2 tRNA genes are annotated in these 1056 nt (G+C 36.9%); both read right to left on the bottom strand.

Annotated elements, in window-relative coordinates:
- Window positions 1–106: 106 nt before the first annotated feature.
- Window positions 107–182 (bottom strand) — tRNA-Thr (locus ACIQCE_RS16360).
- 33 nt (window positions 183–215) lie between these two features.
- Window positions 216–291, bottom strand: a tRNA-Val gene (locus tag ACIQCE_RS16355).
- Between the last annotated feature and the right edge of the window lie 765 nt (window positions 292–1056).

Below are 1056 nucleotides of genomic sequence, written 5' to 3'. Positions count from 1 at the left end.
CCATGAAGGACTCGAACCTTCGACCCTCTGATTAAAAGTCAGATGCTCTACCAACTGAGCTAATGGCTCGCTTTCAAAGCGACTTGTCTATCTTACCATATCAAAGTGGTGCCGGCAAGAGGACTTGAACCCCCAACCTACTGATTACAAGTCAGTTGCTCTACCAATTGAGCTACACCGGCTTTATCTATCCTAACATTATGTAAGAATATATATGGTGGAGGATGACGGGCTCGAACCGCCGACCCTCTGCTTGTAAGGCAGATGCTCTCCCAGCTGAGCTAATCCTCCATATCAGTATCATTCCGAATGACTCTCAATCTGACAAATAGTATTATATAACGATAAGATATTGTTTGTAAAGACTTTTTTAAAATAATTTTTTGAACTTATTTTAAAGTCATTTCTCTTCATTCTTCGTTAAGTCACCTTAAGAATTCTACCACTTGTTTCAACCTTTTAAAAGTCTTTTTTCATTTTTAAATGCTTTTTGTTAAAAATACCTCTAATCGGCTATTATCAATGTAAAAAACACACTCTTATATGCTGTTCTACGGATTTTGTATTTCTTCAACGGCTGATCGTTCAAGTCAAATGTCTCTCTTTATTTTATTTTTCTGATAAATCATTTTCGTATAAAAAACTGTTTGCACAGCAACATTTCTTTATCATTTGTCATGAGCACTCTCTCTTTTCATACATCTTCTTCTAATAAGGTGTGTTTCTTCTTTCTCTAAATAGCAGATGGTCAATTAAGAATACTCTCATGATAAAAAAATCACTTTTATAGAATCCACACATTATTCTCCCTTTTATCTCGGCAATATTGTTCCTGTGCACTTTCGCAAGCATAGTGATTTATCTTTATATTAGGTTTCCACTGCGTATGTGAAACTGATAAAGGACGAGACGCTGGTTAGACTGCAATATATGCCTTTATCATATCGAGATCCATGATGGACCTTTCCTGAAAAACACAAAAAAGACCAGTTCCGAATGGAACTGATCTTTAGACAAGCTTGGCGGCGTCCTACTCTCACAGGGGGAGACCCCCAA

The organism is Bacillus sp. NPDC093026 (assembly GCF_044754665.1).
Taxonomy (GTDB): Bacteria; Bacillota; Bacilli; order Bacillales; family Bacillaceae; genus Bacillus; species Bacillus maqinnsis.
Note: the sequence above shows the minus strand (reverse complement) of the source record. Positions and strands in the feature narration are given on the sequence as shown.